17 protein-coding genes and 2 tRNA genes are annotated in these 17,663 nt (G+C 69.2%); 12 read left to right on the plus strand and 7 right to left on the minus strand.

The genetic code is table 11. The features are described from left to right. The first annotated feature begins 15 nt into the window (after positions 1–15). The 5 genes from D7V77_RS04030 to D7V77_RS04050 all read left to right on the plus strand — a co-directional run bounded on the left by D7V77_RS04030 (position 16) and on the right by D7V77_RS04050 (position 6,369). Complete coding sequence (locus tag D7V77_RS04030) at positions 16–1,611, plus strand: hypothetical protein (RefSeq protein WP_120574944.1); 1,596 nt, start codon at positions 16–18, stop codon at positions 1,609–1,611. Positions 1,612–1,656: 45 nt separating this feature from the next. Then, positions 1,657–2,424, plus strand: coding sequence for a hypothetical protein (locus D7V77_RS04035; RefSeq protein ID WP_120574971.1), 768 nt, complete (start codon positions 1,657–1,659; stop codon positions 2,422–2,424). Between the two features lie 132 nt (positions 2,425–2,556). Next, positions 2,557–3,684 (plus strand): pyruvate dehydrogenase (acetyl-transferring) E1 component subunit alpha, encoded by a 1,128-nt coding sequence (gene pdhA, locus D7V77_RS04040; RefSeq protein WP_120574945.1) that lies wholly within the window; start codon positions 2,557–2,559, stop codon positions 3,682–3,684. Between the two features lie 54 nt (positions 3,685–3,738). Then, positions 3,739–4,725 carry a pyruvate dehydrogenase complex E1 component subunit beta gene (locus D7V77_RS04045; protein WP_120574946.1) on the plus strand — a complete coding sequence of 329 codons (987 nt, stop codon included), beginning with the start codon at positions 3,739–3,741 and terminating at the stop codon, positions 4,723–4,725. A 6-nt stretch (positions 4,726–4,731) separates the two neighbouring features. After that, positions 4,732–6,369: a pyruvate dehydrogenase complex dihydrolipoamide acetyltransferase gene (locus D7V77_RS04050; RefSeq protein WP_120574947.1), complete on the plus strand. Its 1,638-nt coding sequence runs from the start codon at positions 4,732–4,734 to the stop codon at positions 6,367–6,369. 63 nt (positions 6,370–6,432) lie between these two features. Here the strand turns inward: D7V77_RS04050 and D7V77_RS04055 are convergent, their stop codons facing one another. After that, on the minus strand, positions 6,433–6,639 hold the full coding sequence (locus tag D7V77_RS04055) for a hypothetical protein (RefSeq protein ID WP_120574948.1): 207 nt from the start codon (positions 6,637–6,639) through the stop codon (positions 6,433–6,435). A gap of 195 nt (positions 6,640–6,834) precedes the next feature. Between D7V77_RS04055 and D7V77_RS04060 the strand changes: the two genes are divergently transcribed. Beyond that, positions 6,835–7,095: a DUF2795 domain-containing protein gene (locus tag D7V77_RS04060; RefSeq protein WP_233596674.1), complete on the plus strand. Its 261-nt coding sequence runs from the start codon at positions 6,835–6,837 to the stop codon at positions 7,093–7,095. Positions 7,096–7,231: 136 nt separating this feature from the next. After that, positions 7,232–8,389, plus strand: coding sequence for a sensor histidine kinase (locus D7V77_RS04065; RefSeq protein WP_120574972.1), 1,158 nt, complete (start codon positions 7,232–7,234; stop codon positions 8,387–8,389). On the opposite strand, the gene D7V77_RS04070 is transcribed toward D7V77_RS04065, so the two are convergent. Next, complete coding sequence (locus D7V77_RS04070; protein WP_233596675.1) at positions 8,367–8,939, minus strand: hypothetical protein; 573 nt, start codon at positions 8,937–8,939, stop codon at positions 8,367–8,369. The genes D7V77_RS04065 and D7V77_RS04070 overlap by 23 nt on opposite strands. A gap of 72 nt (positions 8,940–9,011) precedes the next feature. Between D7V77_RS04070 and D7V77_RS04075 the strand changes: the two genes are divergently transcribed. Further along, positions 9,012–9,980 carry a response regulator gene (locus D7V77_RS04075; protein ID WP_167548480.1) on the plus strand — a complete coding sequence of 323 codons (969 nt, stop codon included), beginning with the start codon at positions 9,012–9,014 and terminating at the stop codon, positions 9,978–9,980. A 130-nt stretch (positions 9,981–10,110) separates the two neighbouring features. On the opposite strand, the gene D7V77_RS04080 is transcribed toward D7V77_RS04075, so the two are convergent. The 4 genes from D7V77_RS04080 to gltX all read right to left on the minus strand — a co-directional run bounded on the left by D7V77_RS04080 (position 10,111) and on the right by gltX (position 12,311). After that, positions 10,111–10,182: transfer RNA gene (locus tag D7V77_RS04080), tRNA-Glu, on the minus strand. Between the two features lie 81 nt (positions 10,183–10,263). After that, a tRNA-Gln gene (locus tag D7V77_RS04085) sits at positions 10,264–10,334 on the minus strand. Positions 10,335–10,402: 68 nt separating this feature from the next. Then, positions 10,403–10,813, minus strand: coding sequence for a hypothetical protein (locus tag D7V77_RS04090; protein WP_120574952.1), 411 nt, complete (start codon positions 10,811–10,813; stop codon positions 10,403–10,405). Between the two features lie 46 nt (positions 10,814–10,859). Further along, positions 10,860–12,311, minus strand: coding sequence for a glutamate--tRNA ligase (gene gltX / locus D7V77_RS04095; protein ID WP_120574953.1), 1,452 nt, complete (start codon positions 12,309–12,311; stop codon positions 10,860–10,862). Positions 12,312–12,399: 88 nt separating this feature from the next. Here gltX and D7V77_RS04100 point away from each other — a divergent pair, with 88 nt between their 5' ends. The 4 genes from D7V77_RS04100 to D7V77_RS04115 are packed head-to-tail and all read left to right on the plus strand — an operon-like array spanning position 12,400 to position 15,571. Continuing rightward, positions 12,400–12,981 (plus strand): hypothetical protein, encoded by a 582-nt coding sequence (locus D7V77_RS04100; protein ID WP_120574954.1) that lies wholly within the window; start codon positions 12,400–12,402, stop codon positions 12,979–12,981. Next, the gene (locus tag D7V77_RS04105; protein ID WP_120574955.1) at positions 12,981–13,880 is read left to right on the plus strand and encodes a myxosortase-dependent metalloprotease, MXAN_2677/MXAN_2678 family; all 900 of its coding nucleotides are present in this window, start codon (positions 12,981–12,983) and stop codon (positions 13,878–13,880) included. Before D7V77_RS04100 ends, D7V77_RS04105 begins: the two co-directional genes overlap by 1 nt. Then, entirely contained in the window at positions 13,877–14,842 is a 966-nt protein-coding gene (locus D7V77_RS04110; RefSeq protein WP_120574956.1) for a myxosortase-dependent metalloprotease, MXAN_2677/MXAN_2678 family, read from the plus strand. The genes D7V77_RS04105 and D7V77_RS04110 overlap by 4 nt, the downstream gene beginning before the upstream one ends. A 9-nt stretch (positions 14,843–14,851) precedes the next feature. Next, a complete protein-coding gene (locus D7V77_RS04115) occupies positions 14,852–15,571 on the plus strand; it encodes an HAD family phosphatase (RefSeq protein ID WP_120574957.1) in 720 nt (239 codons plus the stop codon). Positions 15,572–15,599: 28 nt separating this feature from the next. Here D7V77_RS04115 and D7V77_RS04120 read toward each other — a convergent pair whose 3' ends face one another. Next, on the minus strand, positions 15,600–17,657 hold the full coding sequence (locus D7V77_RS04120) for a TonB family protein (protein ID WP_120574958.1): 2,058 nt from the start codon (positions 17,655–17,657) through the stop codon (positions 15,600–15,602). Positions 17,658–17,663 lie beyond the last annotated feature (6 nt).

The raw sequence follows: 17,663 nt of genomic DNA on the forward strand, positions 1-17,663 counted from the left end.
CATAGACTGGAGTCTGTGTCCCAGGTACCTGAAGCGCTCCACAGCCGATTCGACGTCCACGATCGCAAGCAGTTCGAGATCAAGCTCGAGTACCAGCCCACGGGCGCGGATGAGACGCGCTACCTGGTGGAGGCCTACCTCTTCCTGCCGTCGAGTCTGAACATCGACGCGGAGACGTACCCTCGCGCGGACTTCTACGCGGACATCCACAACTACGTGCGCTTCAAGACGCCGGTGATGGGGCTGGGCGAACTCCTGTCCTCGGAGGGCTCGCCGCTGGTGAAGCTGGAGGCGTGGCAGCGCATTGGCCTGGCTCCGGAGTCGGACGTCGTCTACCAGGCGAAGCTCTTCTCGTGCGTGCTGCGCGGCGCGCTGCGCAGGTTCGCCACCACGGTGGAGACGCGCTGTGACGCCAAGACGGGCGAGGCGGGAAGGGTGGACCTGGAGACGGTGGTGCGGCAGGCGGGGGAGTCCGTGCCCGTGGTGCTGGAGCGCTTCCGTGCGTGGCTGCGCGCCACAGGTGAGGCGAAGCTCCAGGAGAAGACGCGCGCGTCGCTGCGGCTGGTGGACGAGTACGTGAGCCTGTTGGTGGAGCAGTTCTTCCGCCGCGCGGTGGCGGACATGGACGCGCTGCCTCGCACGGGGCCGTGGCTGCCCTTGCGCAAGGGGCTGATGGAGGCGGTGCTGCGCGAGGAGTCCTATCGCAAGGAGCACCGGCTGCGCTCCGTGTTGAGCCCCACCGGGGACAACGAGGAGTACATGCAGCGGCTGGGCTTCCTGAAGAAGTTCTGCATGAACGTGCTCTTCCTGTCCTCGCGCCGTCGCCAGCGGCGGCAGGGCTGGGAGGAGGTGCTGTTCGCCATCGCGGCGGGCGTGGCCATGGCCTTCGCCACGTCGGTGGCGCTCTGGGCGCAGGTCCGCTTCACGCAGGTGAGCCTCAACTTCTTCCTGGTGGCCGTGGTCGGCTACATGATGAAGGACCGCATCAAGGAAGGGCTGCGGCGCATGTTCAGCCGCGTGGCCGCCACGCACCTGTACGACCGCACCACGGACCTGGTGGACCCCGTCACGGCGCGCGCCATTGGCATCTGCGAGGAGCGCGTGGACTACGGCGCGGCGGTGAAGGTGCCGCAGGCGGTGTCGTCGCTGCGGCTGCAGGATGACTTCCTCACCGTGTCCCAGGGCGAGCTGTCGGAAGCCGTGATCCGCTACCAGAAGCGCATCGTGCTGGACGCGCGCCTGCTGCCCCGCTCCGAGCGCGGCCTCACGGGCGTCACGGACATCCTCCGGCTGAACGTGGGGCGCTTCCTGCGCGACATGGACGAGCCGGAGTTCGCGCTGGAGTACGTGGACCTGGAGGACTTCTCCGTGGGCCACATCCGCGGCGCGAAGCGCTACCCGGTGGACCTGGTCTTCCGCTTCACGGTGATGGAGGACGGCGTGCGTCATGAATCCGCGCAGCTGGTCCGCCTGGTGTTGGACCGCAACGGCATCCAGCGCATGCAGAACTTCGCCCGGGCCCCAGAGGCTCCGGTGGGGGCTCGGGTGGAGGCCTCGGAGCCTACGGGGTCGCTGCCCATCCGGCCGGCCGCGTTGCGCCAGGGCGCGTGATTTGATGGCCAGCCTCGCGCCGGGGGCATGTATCTTCCGGCATCCATGGCATTTGAAGATCTCAAGCAGCGCGTGCGGCCGGACTGGCGCGACACGCTCCAAAGCATCCTGGAGAAGGCCCGCTCGCTCGGTCCGCAGGCCGTCCTGGCGTTCGACCTGGACTCCACCCTCTTCGACAACCGGCCCCGCCAGGCGCGCATCCTGCGCGAGTACGGTGACGCGCGGTCCCTGAGCCTGCTCTCCGTGTGCGAGCCGCGCCACTGGGACACCGGCTGGGACATGCGCGCCGCCATGCGCGCGTGCGGCATGGAGGACGCGGAGGTGGAGCAGCGCTATGCGGACGCGCGCGCCTTCTGGCAGGAGCGCTTCTTCACCAGCGCCTACTGCGTCTCCGACGAGGCGATTGACGGCGCGGCCGCCTTCACGCAGGCGGTGGCCGCCACGGGCGCGCAGGTCGTCTACCTGACGGGCCGCCATGAAGCGATGCGTGAAGGCACCGTGTCATGCCTCGCGCGCTGCGGAATGGTGACGCCCCCCGGCGCGGACGGGCGCGTGCACCTGGTCATGAAGCCCACGCTCGCGGAGAACGACGACGCCTTCAAGCGCGAGGCGCACGCGCGCCTGGGCCGCATGGGCACCGTGGTGGCGGCGTTCGACAATGAACCCACGCACGCCAATGACTACCGTCACCGCTTCCCGGAGGCGACGGTCATCCACCTGGCCACGGACCACTCGGGACGGGTCGTGGAATTGAAGGATGGCATCGTGTCGGTGCCGCATTTCTCCATGGAGGATGTGACGCACCGCGCCTGAAAGAAAGGCACGGTGGACGACGGTTTCTGAAAGGCTTTGGAAGTCCCTTGGCCGCGCGCTAAGAGGCGCACGGCGTTCGCCGCCCTTCCCCCTCGGGTCTTCAAGGGGCGGCCCAGACGGAGGCATGCCGCGGTGGCCAGCGCGTACTCGAAGAACCTGTTGTTGACGATGTACCGGAAGATGTACCTCCTGCGCCGCTTCGAGGAGCGGGCCGGCCAGCAGTACACGCTGGGGAAGATCGCCGGCTTCTGCCACCTCTACATCGGCCAGGAGGCCGTGGCGGTGGGCTGCAACGAGGCCATCCGCCCGGATGACTACATGCTGTCCGCCTACCGCGACCACGGCCAGCCGCTGGCGCGTGGCAGCGACGCCGGGATGGTCATGGCGGAGCTGTTCGGCCGGGGCTCCGGCTACAGCAAGGGCAAGGGCGGCTCGATGCACATCTTCGACATCGAGCACCACTTCTACGGCGGCTACGGCATCGTCGGCGGGCAGATTCCGCTCGCGGCGGGCATGGCCTTCGCCAGCCGCTATCGCAACGAAGACCGCGTCACGGTGTGCTTCTTCGGCGACGCGGCCGCCAACCAGGGCGCGTTCCACGAAACCTTCAACATGGCGCAGAAGTGGAAGCTGCCGGTCATCTACATCTGCGAGAACAACCGCTACGGCATGGGCACGGCCATCGCGCGCACGTCCGCGGTGCCGGAGATCCACAAGCGCGCCTCCGCGTACGGCATGCGCGGTGAAGCGGTGGACGGCATGGACGTCCTCAAGATGTACGAGGCGGTGAAGGACGCCGCCGAGTACTGCCGCGCGGGCAAGGGCCCCGTGCTGATGGAGGCGAACACCTACCGCTTCCGCGGCCACTCGATGGCGGACCCGGCGAACTACCGCACCAAGCAGGAGGTGGAGGAAGAGCGCAAGGGCGACCCCATCCCGAAGCTGCGCGAGTTCGCGATGAAGCAGGGCTTCAACCTCACCGACGCGGACTTCGAGGCCATCGAGGAAGAGGAGAAGCGCGCGGTGGACGCGGCGGTGAAGTTCGCCGACGAGTCGCCCGAGCCCAGCGTGGACGAGCTGTGGCGCGACACCATCGTGGAGGAGGGCGAGCAGGACGTGCGCCCGCGCGAGCGCGTGCTGGGCGTGAAGGTCACCAACTGGCCGAGCTACCCGACGGGCCAGGAGCTGAAGGTGACCTGGGACCTGGAGCCCCGCGCCGAGGCCGAGCAGGCGGACAAGAAGGCGGGCCTGATCCGCTAGCGCTCACGTTCCCTCAAGCCACTACCCTTTCGAGATTCGAGTTCGGAGCCGACGATGCCCGAGTTGATGTATCGCGAAGCGTTGAACCAGGCGCTCGCCGAAGAGATGGAGCGCGACGCCAATGTGTTCCTCATTGGCGAGGAAGTGGGCCGCTACAACGGCGCTTTCAAGGTGTCCCAGGGCCTGCTGGACAAGTTCGGGAGCGCGCGCATCATCGACGCGCCCATCAGTGAGCTGGGCTTCACGGGTCTCTCCGTGGGCGCGGCGGCGGTGGGTCTGCGCCCGGTGGTGGAGATGATGACCTGGAACTTCGCCATCCTGGCGATGGACCAGATCGTCAACAACGCGGCCAAGCTGCGCCACATGAGCGGCGGCCAGCTGCGCTGCCCCATCGTGTTCCGCGGCCCGGGTGGCGCGGGCGGCCGGCTCTCCAGCCAGCACAGCCAGTCGCTGGAGGCCAACTACGCGCACTTCCCCGGCCTGAAGGTGATTGCCCCGGCGACCCCGGCGGACGCCAAGGGCATGCTCAAGAGCGCCATCCGGGACGAGAACCCGGTGGTCATGTTCGAGGGCGAGCGCCTCTACGCCATCAAGGGCGAGGTGCCGGAGGGCGAGCACATCGTCCCCCTGGGCAAGGCGGACGTGAAGCGTGAGGGCACGGACGTCACGCTGATCACCTGGAGCCGGATGTACTACTTCTGCATGGAGGCCGCGGAGGCCCTGGCGAAGGAAGGCATCAGCGTGGAGGTGCTGGATCTGCGCACCCTGCGGCCCCTGGACGAGGAGGCCATCCTCGCGAGCGTGCGCAAGACGAACCGCGTGGTCATCTGCGAGGAGGGCTGGGCGCTGGCCGGTATTGGCGCGTCCGTGGTGGACCTCATCCAGTCCCAGGCGTTCGACGACCTGGACGCGCCCGTCGCGCGCGTCACCGGGTTGGATGTGAACATGTCCTATGCGGCGAACCTGGAGAACGCGACCCAGCCGGACGCGCCCAAGATCATCGCTGCCATCAAGAAGGTCCTGTACCGCGAGGGAGCCTGAACGCGTATGGCGACGCCCATCCAGATGCCCAGCCTTTCCCCGACGATGAAGGAGGGGAAGATCGTCAAATGGCTGAAGAAGGTGGGAGACAAGATCTCCTCCGGAGACGCCATCGCCGAGGTTGAGACGGACAAGTCCAACCTCGAGGTGGAAGCCTTCGACGACGGTTACCTCATCCAAATCGCCGTGCCCGAGGGCGAGGTCGCCGCGGTGGGTTCGCCCATCGGCTTCCTCGGCGCCAAGGGTGAGAAGGCCACCAGTGGTGCGCCTTCGGCTCCGGCGCCCCAGAAGGCGGAGGCCCCCAAGGCCGCCGCTCCCGCCGCTGCGAAGCCTCCCGAGCAGGCCCCGGCTCCCGCCGCCAGCGGCGCGGGCGAGGGGATTGCCATCCTGATGCCCTCCCTCTCCCCGACGATGACGGAGGGGAAGATCGTCAAGTGGCTGAAGAAGGAGGGGGACAAGGTCTCCTCCGGGGACGCCATCGCCGAGGTGGAGACGGACAAGTCCAACCTCGAGGTGGAGGCGTACGACGACGGCACGCTCGCGCGCATCACCGTGCGCGATGGCGACATGGCCAAGGTCGGCGCGCCCATCGCGTTCCTCACGCCCAAGGGCGCCAAGGCCGGGGCCTCCGCTCCGGCGGCCGCGCCCCAGGCTCCGAAGGCCCCCGCCGCCGCGGCTCCGTCCGCGCCCGCCGGAGGACAGGTCGTTCCGCTGCGCCGCGAGCCCCAGGCTCCGGCAGCCGGTGGTGGCGCTGGCGGCCGGCTGCGCGCCAGCCCCCTGGCGAAGCGCATGGCCCAGGATCGCGGGCTGGACATCAGCCAGGTGCGCGGCACGGGCCCGCTGGGCCGCGTGGTGAAGCGCGACGTGGAGCAGGCGCTGGGCCAGGGCCTGGCGAAGGCTCCCGCGCAGGCGCCGGCGGCGAAGAAGGCCGGAGCGCAGCCGGAGGTTCGCGCCTTCGGTACGCGTCCGGAGCCGCAGGCGGTGCCCATGTCCTCCATGCGCAAGGTCATTGGCCAGCGCATGTCGGAAGTGAAGCCCGGCGTGCCGCACTTCTACCTCACGGTGGAAGTGGAGATGGACGCCGCGGTGAAGATCCGCGAGGAGGCCAAGGCACTGGACCTCAAGGTGTCCGTCAACGACATCATCGTGAAGGCGGCGGCCATCGCGCTGCGCCGTTCACCGAAGATGAACGTGTCGCTCCAGGGCGACCAGGTGCTGCACTTCGGCACCGTGGACGTGGGCATCGCCGTCGCCATCGAGGATGGGCTCATCACCCCCATCATCCGCGACGCGGACCTCAAGGGCCTGCAGGCCATCTCCGCCGAGTCCCGCGACATGGCGGAGCGCGCCCGCAAGCGCTCGCTGAAGCCCGCCGAGTACACGGGCGGCTCGCTCACGGTGAGCAACCTGGGCATGTACGGCATCGACCAGTTCATCGCCGTCATCAACCCGCCCCAGTCCGCCATCATCGCGGTGGGCGCCGTGGCGGAGAAGGCCGTGGTGCGCGACGGCCAGCTGGCGGTGCGCAAGATGATGACGGTGACGCTGTCGGGTGACCACCGCGTCATCGACGGGGCCACCGGCGCGGAGTACCTCCGCGAGCTGAAGGGGCTGCTGGAGCACCCGTCGCGGCTGTTGTTCTAGCGGTCGAGCGGTCCGCCGCCTCCGCCCCCGTGTGACACGCACGGGGGCGGGGCTTGGCCTGGACTACTCCCGCGTCGGCTCGTCCGACTCGACGTCCTTCTCCAACTTGCGCTGGGCCTCCGTGACGTCCGCCTGTTCCGCGCGGCGCGTGCCCGTCTCCAGGTCTTCCTCGTGCTCGCGGCTGCGGCCCTGGATGCCAGGCCACGGCTCTGGACGCGTGGCTTCCACGTGCTTCACCGGCTTCACGTCCTCGTTCTTCTTGTTCGCCATGGTGCGTCACTCCTCCCTGAAGTCAGGGGTGTGGGTAGGACTTCCGTGGCGGTACGGTGGGATGCCCACGCTGGCGTGGCCACCCGGTGGGATGGAGGGGCAGAGCGCCTGGCTGCCTGACTCCCTTCGGACGGCGAAAAAAGGTCGGCAGGCGGCGCGGTTCGCTGCTTAACTTCTTACTCAATGAACGACGACATGACTCGCGAGCGCCTGGGACTTGGACTGCGGGAGGTGGAGCCTTCACCGGCCCCCCTGACTCCGGCGGTGTCCCTGGCGCACTCGCTGCAGCAGGCGCTGCGCGGCGCGGTGTATCCGCTCAGCGCGGAGCAGTTGGTCTGGGTGGCGCGGGAGAACGAGGCGCCGTCCCACGTGGTGTCGCTGCTGGGCACGCTGCCGCGGGGCCGTTTTCCGTCGGTGGACACGGTGGCCCTCGCGCTCGGGAACGCCTCCGTCTGAGGCGGAGTGCTTTCGCGCGACGTTCTCTTTCGGCCTGGGTACAAGGTACCCCCAGGCGCGCTGACGGACGTGCGCGTTATCTTCGGCGCGACCAGCCTGTCTTCCGGATGAGGAAGCCATGGTCTGGAGGAGCTCCATGAACGCCTCGGACCTGCCCGCCGTGCTGTACGTGGACGACGACGCCCTCAACCTGAGGGTGTTCGACGCCAACTTCGGGCAGAGGTTTCGCATCTTCCGGTGCTCGTCTCCCAACGAGGCCCTGGCGCTGCTGGAGCAGCGACGCCTGGAGATTGGCGTGGTGCTGTCCGACCAGCGCATGCCGGGGATGACGGGCGTGGAGTTGTTGGAGCGCGCTCGCACCATCGCGCCTGACGCCAAGCGCATGCTGGTGACGGCGTACGCGGACATGCAGGCCGTCATCGACGCGGTGAACCGCGGCCAGGTGACGCGCTACTTCGTCAAGCCGTGGGACCGCGCGGAGCTGCTGGCGGCGCTCGAGGACGCGCTCAAGATTGCCCGGTTGGAGCTGCGCATCCGCGAAGTGGAAGGCCGGATGATGAAGTCCGAGCGTCTGGCCACGCTGGGACAGGTGACGGCGGGCATCGCGCACGAGCTGATGGGCCCGGTGGGCTACCTCACGCAGAACGTGTCGTCGCTCCAGCGCGACATGGAGCGCGTGGTGCAGTACGTGTCGCGGCACCTGGCCACGGATCCGGACGCGGAGGTGTCCTCCACCATCGAGGACCTGCCGTCGCTCATCAAGGACCTGTCCGAGGGCGCCAGCCACCTGCGCGGGGTGGCGCTGGGCCTGCGTGCGCAGGCGCGCGGCGAGGACATGGAGGCCACCGCGGACGTGGCGGAGGTCGTCTCCTTCGCGGTGAAGCTGGCGCGAGCGGAGGTGCGGGACCGGGCGCGGCTCAGCAGCAACGGCGAGCCCCTCCGCATCGTCTTCGGGCCGGTGAAGCTGTGCCAGGTGCTGCTCAACCTCATCGTCAACGCGGCGCAGGCCATGGAGGGCACGGGCCGTCCGGGCCGCATCGACGTGCGGTGGGATGCGCGCGACGAGGAGGTGGTGCTGACCGTGTCGGACAACGGCTGCGGCATCCCCGTGGCGCTTCAGGAGAAGGTGTTCCAGCCGATGTTCACCACGAAGCCCGTGGGCATCGGCACGGGGCTGGGCCTGTCCATCTGCCGCGAGCTGGTGATGCAGTTCGGCGGTCAGCTGCGCCTGTCGTCCACGCCGGGCGAGGGCACCGAAATCGAGCTCATCTTCAAGCGAGCCCTGCTCCCTTGAGCCCGAAGGCGTTGTGCAGGAGCCGCCACACCCGGTAGAGGGTGTCGCTCTCCTGCGCCCGTACGTCCCGCACCAGCAGTGCGCGTCTGGGCGCTGTTTCCGGGCCGTACTCCACCACCAGTGAGTATCCGCCCTTCGGAGGCTGGACGATGTGCACCGCGCGCACGTCGTCGAAGGGGAACACCTCCGTGCGCGCCGCGCCCGGGGCCCACGCGAGCGTCTCCAGTCGCAGCGACTCCGTCTTGAAGTGCAGCACGAAGCGCCGCCGTTGAAGCCGCGCCTCCGTCACCAGCGCGCCGCCCACCATGGCTCCCGCCAGCACGAGCAGCAGGGCCGCGGCGCCCGGCGTCCGGGCCGAGTCCAGGACGAGCAGCAGCAACCCCACCCCCGTGCACACGGCGGCCAGGGCCACGAGGAGCGTGGGCAAGAGCCGCAGCGTCCAGGCTGGCGGTAGGGATTCCCCCACCAGGCGGCCCCCGTCGTAGAAAAGCCGGACGTCGCCCAGCCGCGGCGGCACCCGGTTCTCCCGCAGCGCGTCTTCGAAGCTCACCGGGAGAGCATAGTGGTCGCGACTGTTTCCCACCCTCGAAGTTGGACGAGAGCTGTGCGATCCTCCCAATTCATGGATCTCCCGTTCGAGACCGGTGAAGGTGAAGGGGAAGGGCGGGGGACGCTCGCCTCGAAGGTGCTGCTGGTGGATGACGAGCCAGTGGTGCTGGATATCTGCGTGCGCCTGTTGGGGCGGGAGGCGGACCTCATCGTCTCCCCCGTGGGCAGCGCGGAGGAGGCGCTCGTCCTCTTGAAGGACCAGCGCTTCGACGTGCTGGTGACGGACAAGAACCTGCCCGGCATGGGTGGGGTGGAGCTCATCGCGGAGGCGCGGCGGATGCAGCCCGCGCTGGAGGCGGTGATGATCACCGCCTACGCCAGCTCCGAGTCCGTCATCGCCGCGTTCGCCGCCGGTGCCAGCGACTACATCGTGAAGCCCTTCGATGATTTGCGCGTGCTGCGCGCCAAGGTGCGCGCAGCGTTGGAGCGCCGCTCGGAGCGCGTGCGCACGCGTGACGGTGCCCGGGAGATGGCCCGGCAGGCCGCCGCGCTGCTGGACGCCGGGCGGGATGCTCCGGAGCCCGCGCATGAGGCGCTGGAGACGGAGCTGCGCAACTACGAGCAGGCAGTGCGCCTGGGCCACACCGGCAACGTCGCGGTGGTGGGCAGCGCCGAGGCCGTGAAGGTGCTGCGCGACGCGTCCTTCGAGGTGGTGGAGCTGCCGCCGTACTCGCCCCAACTGGAGAGCGCGGACGTGGTGGTGGTGGAGACCGGGGATCCGCAGTGGCACACGCTGGCGGAGCGGCTTCAGGGGCGCTCGCCGGACGTGGTGCTCCTGGCTGGCGCGGACGCGGACCTGAGCGACCTGCTGGAGGCCATCACCCTGCGCATGGACCTGGTGGGCTACGGCCAGTCCAACGCCACCCGCGTCCTGCCAGAGAAGGTGCGGATGCTGCTGATGCGCCGGGGCATCCAGCGCGCCCAGCAGCGGCTCACCGCCGCGTTGGACACCTTCCGCCAGAGCATCGCGACCCCGAACTGAAGAGGAGCAGCGCCCGCGTCCAGGTGTCTGGACGCGGCAGCACCGGAGGCTGGCCGGAAGGGCAGGGCGGAGTGCGGTAGCCCGCAAAGCGAAACGCCCACCTTCGTTTCCGAAGGTGGGCGTTTCTGAGTGACCCTGCCGGGATTCGAACCCGAGTTTGAGCCGTGAGAGGGCTCCGTCCTAACCGCTAGACGACAGGGCCGGCTTGCTTCCCTACAACCGCTGTGTTTCTGCTGCTGCTTCCTACATTCTCCGTTCTGACCAGTCAACCGGAGATTTTCAGCTGGGGAACTAGGATTCGAACCTAGATAAGCAGAGTCAGAGTCTGCTGTCCTGCCGTTAGACGATTCCCCAAGGAGCTGCGTGCTGCGGCGCTGCTTGTTGCGGGCGCTTCTACTACCGACTTCTGCTGCTGACTTCAACTACTTCGTTTTCCTGACCGGCTTGCCTTCAGTCTTCTTCGCCGGCTTCGCCGCCCCCTGCAGCGGGACGACATAGATGCGAACCTCTTCGTTCGCTTCGTAAATGTTCAGCCCCTCGAAGTTCTTCCCCGAGGGGTTGGAGATGTGCACGGCCTTGACGCCCGGCTGGTTGACGATCGACCGCCTCGGGTAGCTCGAGGTCGGGTAGACGTTCTTGTAGTAGTCGAGCGTCGCTTCGAAGTCTCGCGAAGCCCGGTACCTGTTCTCGCCCACCTTCTGGGCACCATCCGGAATCTGTGCGCCGTTCACCAGCTCGGCGCCGGAAGCCGTTGCCCAGAGGGCCAGCAGCACCGCCCCGAGCGGGCGCGCCTTATAGAAATGGGGTCGCAGGCTGTCAAGCGGTCGCGTCATCGCCGGCCAAGATAGGGCCCGGCGATGCCCGCGTCCACCGTCAATCTCACGTCCCGCGAGTCAGCGCCGCGTCGATGCGCCGCAGGGCTTCGTCGCGCCCCACGAGCAGCAGCGTCTCTCCGATGCCGGGGCTGGTGGTGTTGCCGGTGATGGCCACGCGGATGGGCTGGGCCACCTTGCCCATGCCCACCTGGGCCGCCTCGCTCACCGTCTTCACCACGCCGTCCAGCGGCTCCACCGTCCAGGCGGGCAGGGCGGCCAGCTGCTCCCGGGCCTGGCGCAGCAGATTGAGCGAGTCCCCGCTCAGGTGCTTGGCGGCGGCCTTCTCATCCAGGGTGACTCCGCTCTTGAAGTAGATGGACGCGGTGTTCGCCATCTCGTCCAGGGTGCGCGAGCGCTCGCGCAGCGCGAGCACCAGCGGCTCCAGGCGCGCGTCGCCCTTCGCCTGGAAGCCGCGGGCCTCCAGGAAGGGGACCAGCCGCTCCGCGACCACGGCCGGGGGCAGCAGCTTGAACCACTGCTGGTTGAGCCACTGGAGCTTCTCCGGGTTCCACACGCCGGAGGTGCTGCCCACGCCGTCGAAGTCGAACCACTCCACCATCTGCTCGCGGGTGATGACCTCGTCGTTGCCGTGGCTCCAGCCCAGGCGGATGACGAAGTTGAGCAGGGCCTCCTGCATGATGCCCGTGCGCTTGTGCAGCATCACGTCCGCTTCCGGATGCTTGCGCTTGGAGAGCTTCTCGCGGTCCGGCCCCAGGATGAGCGGCAGGTGCGCGAAGTCCGGCGGCGTCCAGCCCAGCGCCTTGTAGAGCATCAACTGCGGGAAGGTGGAGTTGACGTGCTCCTGGCCGCGCGACACCAGGGTGATGTCCATCAGGTGGTCGTCGATGACGCAGCCGTAGTTGTAGAGCGGGATGCCGTCCGCGCGCATCATCACCCAGTCATCCAGGTCCGAGTGCGCCTTGGTGATGGTGCCCAGCACCTTGTCGTCGAAGGACACGGTGCCCTCGCCCGCGGGCATGCGGAAGCGGAGGACGGCGTCCTCCTGCTTCTTGCCGGGGGGCGGGCCCTTCAGGTCGTGGCAGGTGCCCTCGTAGCGGTAGCTGCCCTGACCCTTCGCCTTCTCCACCGCCTCGCGGCGCTGGGAGATCTCCTCGCGGGTGCAGTAGCACCGGAAGGCCTTCCCTTCCGCGAGGAGCTGGTCCGCGTGCTTGCGGTACGTGTCCAGGCGCTGGGTCTGGAAATAGGGACCGTACTTCGGGTCCTCCTTGCCGGGGCCCTCATCCCAGTCCAGTCCCAGCCAGTTGAGGCCATCCAGGATGGCCTTGACGGACTCGGGCGTGGAGCGCTCCTGGTCCGTATCTTCCATGCGCAGGATGAAGGTTCCGCCGTAGCGCTTCGCGTAGAGGTAGTTGAAGAGCGCGGTACGGGCGCCTCCGATGTGGAGGTATCCAGTAGGTGACGGAGCGAAGCGGACGCGGGTTTTTGACGGAGCCATGGGCAGGCGCGCGATAGCAGGACGGGTGCACGAGGGTCAACGCAAGCCGCCCGCTTGGGGTTAGGCTGCGCGGCCAAGGAGACTATCCATGCCGATTCGACACGCGGTTCGCACGGTGGTGCTGGCCACCCTGCTCGGAGGGCTGCCGGTGGGGGCCACCACGATGCTGCGGGCGGACCTGCCGCAGATGGCGCAGACGTCGGACGCGGTGGTGCAGGGCGTCGTCCGCCGCGTGCAGAGCCGCTGGAGCGGGGACAAGCGCCGCATCGTCACCGACGTGGAGATTCAAGTGACGGAGACCCTCAAGGGGCAGCCCGGCGGCACGGTGGTCGTCACCCAGCCGGGAGGCCGGGTGGGGGACATTGGCCAGGTGGTGGGTGGCCTGGCGTCCTTCTCCGAGGGCGAGGAGGTCGTCGTCTTCCTGGAGAAGCGCGGCGCGGCCGCGTTCCAGCTGGCGGGCATGGCGCAGGGCAAATACCAGGTGCAGCGCACCGGCCCGGGCACGATGGCGGTGCCGGCGTCCACCGGGGACGCGGTGTTGATTGATCCGAAGACGCGCCAGGAGACGGCGTCCAACGCGAAGACGGTGACGCTGGAGGAGCTGAAGGCGTCCGTGCGCGCGGCGGTCCAGGCGCAGCAGGCGGCGCCCTCGAAGAAGGGGGCGAAGTGATGGGCGCGCTCGCGTCGTGGGTGGTGCTGGCGGCGGTGATGGGACAGAGCTCCGCGCCGTACGTGCGCAGCCGCGTGTCCCCCGGGGATGAGAACACGCAGTGCCTGTATTGGACGCAGACTCGCGTCACCTATCAGCAGAGCACCGTGGGCAACCCGAAGGCGACGAACCACACGGAGTTCGACGCCATCACCCGCTCGTTCCAGAGCTGGCAGGACATCTTCGCCAGCTGCGGCAACCTGACGCTGGCGGAGGGCGCGCGCGTGAACTCCCGGACGGTGGGCTACAACCGCTCTGGCGACAACATCAACCTCATCCTCTTCCGGGGCCGCGCCTGTCGCGAGGTCGTGGACTCCAACGACGCCTGCTTCACCCAGGACACGTGCGCGAACACGTACGACTGCTGGGATGACAGCGACGGCACCATCGCCATCACGCTCACCACGTACGACGAGCGCACGGGCATCGTCTACGACTCGGACATCTCCTTCAACGCCGCGCGCTTCAACTTCACCACCGGCAACGCCGGGCCGTGCGGCATCGTGGCCACGCCGGACTGCGTGGACACGGACGTGCAGAACACGGCCACCCATGAGGTGGGCCACTTCGTGGGCCTGGACCACACGCTGGCGACGGGCTCCACGATGAACCCCAGCGCCCCTCCGGGCGAGACGTCCAAGCGCAACATCGACCCCGGTTCGCGCAGCTTCGTGTGCGCCGCGTACCCCAAGGGCAGCGCGAGCCAGCCCTGCTTCCCGGTGACCAACTCCAACGGCAACGGGAGTGGAGATGGCGACGGGGACGGCGATGGCTGCACCGCGGCGGCTGGCGGACTGGCGGTGCTGCCGCTGCTGGCCGCGGCCTCGCTGCTGGCGCGCCGCCGGCGGGGTGGACGGTGAGTTGTCGCCTGCTGCTCCTGGGAGTGCTTCTGTGCGCGGGAGCGGCGGGCGCGCAGCAGGACTTCAAGCGCACGCTCGTGCCGGGCCGGCCGTTGTGTCTGGTCTGGCCGGGGCGTGACTACGTCTACCACCTGGACGCGGCCGGCAGCACGCGCACGCCCGGGGACACGGAGGTCGTCGCCATCGAGGCGGCCTTCGACGCGTGGCGGGCGCTGTCCTCGACGTGCAGCGACTTCCGTTTCATCCGGGGCGAGGATTGGTCGCGCCCCGTCGAGATCGGCTACGACGAGGAGCACCGCTTCGACAACTACAACGTCGTCACCTTCCGCGAGCGCAACTGCCAGGACGTCGCCCCTCCGGACGATGCGTGCTGGGCGGAGGAGACGTGCGGCAACGTCTACCAGTGCTGGGCGCACGGGGGCGCCACCATCGGGCTCACCACTTCGTCGTTCAGCTTCAAGGACGGCTCGGTGGTGGACTCGGACATCGAGCTCAACGCGGCGGAGACCGACTACGGTCCCAGCTTCCTCTTCACCACCGTGAATGGGCCGCCGTGCTCGGGCCCACCGTCCACCGACTGCGTCGCCACGGACGTGCAGAACACGATGACGCATGAGATTGGCCACGTCGTCGGGCTGGACCACGTCTACTCCGCGGGCTCCACCATGGAGGCCACCGCCTCCCAGGGCGAGACGTCCAAGCGAGTCATCGACGCGGGCTCCGCGTCCGGCTTCTGCTCGGCCTATCCGCGCGGCCTGCCTCCCACGCAGTGCCGCATCCCGGAGGACCCGGGCTTGAAGCTCGTGGCGGACGGGAAGGGCACCGGCTGCGGCGCTTCCGCGGGAGGACCGGGTGTGGCCGTCGTGCTGCTCTGGGGCGTGGCTCTGATGCGCAGGGGCAGGCGGTCAGCGGCCCCTCGGGCTGGCCTCCCCGGCGCTGCCCCGGGCGGCCCTCGCGGTTAGACTCTGACCGTGGCCGTCGCCTTCTTCGACCTGGACAGGACGCTGCTCGCCGCCAACTCCGCGTCGCTCTGGGTGCGCCGCGAGCTGGCGTTGGGGCACATCTCCCGCTGGGAGGCCCTGCGCGCCAGCCTGCTGCTCGCGCGTTACCACCTGGGCTTCGTGGCCATGCAGGACGTGCTCCTGCGCGCCACGGCGCTGCTCTCGGGCTCCGACGCCAGGGCCCTGGAGGCGCGCTCCGCGGACTTCTACGCGGAGGCCGTGCGCGGGCAGTACCGGCCCGGGGCCCTGCTCGCGCTGGAGGCCCACCGCGAGGCCGGAGACCGACTGGTACTGCTGACCTCGTCCTCGGGCTACCTGTCCGACCTGGTGGCGCGCGAGCTGCGCCTGGACGGCGTGCTGTGCAACCGCTTCGAGGTGGACGCGGCGGGACTGCACACCGGGCGTCCGCTGGGGGCCGTGTGTTTCGGCGAGGGCAAGCGGTTCTACGCGGAGGCCACCGCGAAGGAGGCGGGGGTGCCGCTGTCCGCGTGCGCCTTCTACACGGACTCGTACTCGGACCTGCCGGTGCTGGAGGTGGTGGGGCGCCCGGTGGTGGTGAACCCGGACCACCGGCTGCGCCGTGAGGCGCGGAGGCGGGGCTGGCCGGTGGTGGACTGGGGCGTGCCTTCTGGAGGCGCCACCCCGTCCGTCCCTCCGTCGCCGCCGCTCGTTCCCTCCACCGGCCCTTGAAGGACGCGGTGGAGGCGCGTTGCTTCTTTCAGCGGCGCGGGGACACGAGCCGCATGGTGAACGTGTAGTCCACGTTCGCCGGGCGGCCCTGGTACTGGATGGGCTTGTAGACGCGCGACTGGAGCGAGTCGAGCACCGCCTTGTCCATGTGCTGCACCATCTTCAGGATGCGGCAGTTCTCCACGCGCCCCTTGTTGGTGATGGTGCAGCGCACCGCCACGAGCCCCTCCGCCTTGATGGCGAGCGCCTCGCGCGTGTAGGCGATGTCCCGGCCCTCCTCCAGCAGCGTCGGCCGCTCCATGGCGTCGTTGAAGGGGATGACGGCGTTCGGGTTGACGGGCGCGAGCGCGCCAGTCGTGAGCGACGGCACCGCGAGGCTGCCCGCCGCGCTGACCGGTGCCGCGGCGGACACGCCCACCGCGCCCGGCGCCTTGTCCGTCGTCGTGGCGGGGACGGCCGCGGGGGTGGCCGGGTTCGCCGTCATCATCACCGGCGCCGCGAGTCCACCCGGCGTCGCCGGGGCCACGTTCTCGAAGTCCTCGGGGGTGGAGGCGGTGGCCAGGTCCACGCGGCTCGGGCGCTCACCGCCGCCCCGGCGCTTGGTCAGCTTCTGGGACAGCACCACCTCACCGGAGCCGCCGGTGATGATGGTCTCCGTCTGGTAGCCCTCCAGCGCGAAGGTCAGCTCCGCGGTGATGCTGCCCTCGCTGCCCAGCGGCAGCTCCAACATGAAGGGCGTCACGCCCTTTTCCTTGCCCTTGTAATAGACGCGCGCGCCGGACGGCTGGCTCATCAGCCGGAAGCGCACCTTGCCCGGCGCGGGCGCCGTCGTGGGGGCTTCCGCCACCGGGGCCGGTGCGGCGGGGGCCGTGGCCTGGGTCACCGGCTGCGCGGGCTGCTCATCCGGGCTGCCGCCGCGCAGGAAGAACAGCGTGATGCCCACCAGGCCCGCGACCATCACGCCACCCAGCGCGCCCATCATGAGCGTGCGCTGGCGGGCGCGCTGCACGTCCGCCGGCACCTCCACGCTGATGTCCACCGCGAGCCCACCGTCCGCGGGCTCCGCGTTGCCCACGTTGGCGAACAGCGGGGACGCGTAGGGGCCCGTCGTCGGCGGCGAGGGGTAGGGGCCCGTCGTCGAGGCGCCGCCCAGCCGGCGGAACACGCCGCTGTTGCCGCCCGCGGCCATGTGCGCCTCGCGCAGGCCCTCCAGCACTTCGTCCATCGTCTGGAAGCGCCGCGCCGGATCCTTCTCCATGCAGCGGCGCACCACCATCTCGATTTCCGGCGGCACCGCGAGATCCGGGCGCACGGCCTGGAAGGTGGGGGGCGGTTCCTTGTAGTGGGCGAAGATGAGCTCGATGTGGTCGCGCGCGATGAAGGGCGGCCGGCCCATCAGCATCTGGAACAGCATGATGCCCAGCGAGTACACGTCGCTGCGCGCGTCCGCCACGTTGCGCGCCTGCTCCGGCGCCATGTACTGCGGCGAGCCCAGGAACGTACCGTTCTGGGTGATTTCGGGGCTGACCGGTCCCTCCTGCGGCCCCACGGACTTCACGAGGCCGAAGTCCAGGACCTTCACCAGGTCCTGATCCGCCTCATTGAGGATCATGATGTTCGCGGGCTTGAGGTCGCGGTGGATGATGCCCAGGGCGTGCGCCTCGCGCAGCGAGCGGCACACCTGCTGCGCCACCGACACCGCGCGCGCCCAGGGCAGGGGACCGGCTTGACCCAGCACCTGCTGGAGCGTGCGGCCCTCCAGGTACTCCATCGCGATGTAGTAGATGCCGTCGTCCGTCTGCCCGTAGTCGATGACGGTGACGGTGTTCGGGTGCCGCAGCTTCGACGTCAGCGACGCCTCGCGCAGGAAGCGCTTCTGGAAGCCGGGGTCGCGGCTACTGGGGAAGGTGGGGTTGAGCACCTTGAGCGCGACCACGCGCTCCAAGGGGGCCTGGAGGGCGCGGTATACCTTGCCCATTCCACCGACGCCCAGGGGCTCCAGAATGCTGAAGCGGCCGTTCAACGTCCGGCCGATGAGCGGATCCGTTCCCGGGGCCTCAGGGCTCGGGGAATCGCTCTTGATCATTCGTGT

The organism is Corallococcus sp. CA041A (assembly GCF_003612075.1).
Taxonomy (GTDB): domain Bacteria; phylum Myxococcota; class Myxococcia; order Myxococcales; family Myxococcaceae; genus Corallococcus; species Corallococcus exiguus.